Annotated in this window: 2 protein-coding genes; both read left to right on the top strand. The window is 65.8% G+C overall.

Annotated elements, in window-relative coordinates; all coding sequences use genetic code 11:
- Positions 1-341, top strand: a 341-nt coding sequence (locus PV419_RS52875) for a helix-turn-helix domain-containing protein (protein ID WP_319701244.1), incomplete at its 5' end; no start/stop codon positions are given.
- Positions 326-1,012 carry an IS630 family transposase gene (locus tag PV419_RS52870; RefSeq protein WP_319701245.1) on the top strand — a complete coding sequence of 229 codons (687 nt, stop codon included), beginning with the start codon at positions 326-328 and terminating at the stop codon, positions 1,010-1,012. The genes PV419_RS52875 and PV419_RS52870, both read left to right, overlap by 16 nt.
- Positions 1,013-1,019 lie beyond the last annotated feature (7 nt).

Raw genomic sequence — 1,019 nt, 5'->3', positions numbered from 1 at the left:
CCTCTGCGGGCGAGATCGGTTCGCAGGAGGTGATCGCGGCTCGTCTCGGTGTCTCCGGTGAGACGTTGCGGCTGGTCGCCAAGCGTTTCGCCGAGACCGGTGGCGATGTGCACGCCACGATCGCGCGGAAGAAGCGCGACCTCCCACCGGTGCCCTCGCCGGTGACCGGTGAGGTCGAAGCCCGGCTGATCGCGATGGCGTGCTCCCAGCCGCCCCAGGGCCATGCACGGTGGTCGCTGCGGCTGCTGGAGAAGCACGTCGCGCTGGCCGAGGACATCCCTGATCTGGACCACTCCACCATCGGGCGGATCTTAAAAAAACGGAACTGCGCCCTCACCTGAAGAAGTACTGGACTATCCCGCCACGAGCGAACGCGCAGTTCGCGGCCCGGATGGAAGACGTACTGGCCGTCTATGCCCGGCCCTGTGACCCGGCACGTCCGGTGGTGTGCATGGATGAGAAGCCCTACCAGCTCCTCGACCATGCCCGCGGCCCGCTCCCGGCCCGCCCCGGTAACGACGCCTGCCAGGACAGCGAGTACATCCGCTGCGGCACGTGCTCCATCTTCGTATGGGTCGAACCCTTACGCGGATGGCGCCGGGTTCAGGCGCTGTCCCAGCGGACCCGGACCGACTGGGCCGGCCAGGTCAAGCAACTGCTGAGCGTGGACTACCCCGACGCCCAGGCCGTGGTGCTGGTGATGGACAACCTCAACACCCACGGCATCGCCTCACTGTACGAGGCATTCGAACCGGAAGAGGCATTCGCCCTGGCCCAACGCCTCGAGATCCACTACACGCCCAAGCACGGGTCATGGCTCAACATCGCCGAGATCGAACTCTCCGCGCTGACCCGGCAATGCCTCGACCGCCGGATCAGCGACCTCGACACCCTCAACACCCAACTCTCAGCCTGGCAGAACGCCACCAACACCGACCAACGTCAGGTGAACTGGCACTTCACCACCCACGACGCACGCATCAAACTGCGCCACCCCTATCCCAAACATTAGCCGCGAC

Origin of the sequence: Streptomyces sp. ME19-01-6 (genome assembly GCF_033793745.1) — a bacterium.
In the GTDB taxonomy this organism is placed as follows: domain Bacteria; phylum Actinomycetota; class Actinomycetes; order Streptomycetales; family Streptomycetaceae; genus Streptomyces.
Note: the sequence above shows the minus strand (reverse complement) of the source record. Positions and strands in the feature narration are given on the sequence as shown.